Raw genomic sequence first — 424 nt, forward strand, 5'->3', positions numbered from 1 at the left:
GTTCTGGGTCGCGCTGGCGACGGCGTTGATCGGCCTGACGGCCGGCCTGCTGCCCGCGGTCGCGGTCGGCGTGCTGTTCACCCTGTACCTGGTGCTGCGCGAGCTCAACGAGCCGCACGTGGTGCAGTTGCGCCGCGACGCGGACGGCCGGTGGACCGGCGGCGACGAGGACGCTCCGACGGAGCCGTCCGATCCGCTTGTGCTGCGGATCAATTCGGCCCTGTACACGGCGAACGTGCTGGCCAATGTCACGGCCATCCGGGAACGCATCGACGCCGGGGGCGCGAAGACGGTCGTGCTGGACTGCTCGCGGGCGTGGAAGATCACCACCACCGTGATGCACCACGTCCGGGACCTCGAACAGGAGTTGTCCGCCCAGGGCATCACGATCTACTTCGCGGAGGTCCCGCAGCGCGACCTGGAG

General features: G+C 69.6%; 1 protein-coding gene. It reads left to right on the forward strand.

Annotation, left to right across the window (positions count from 1 at the left end):
- Positions 1-424, forward strand: a 424-nt coding sequence (locus tag AC1DYG_RS20025; RefSeq protein WP_477641592.1) for an STAS domain-containing protein, incomplete at both ends; no start/stop codon positions are given.

It is taken from the genome of Pedococcus sp. P1_H8, assembly GCF_056405175.1.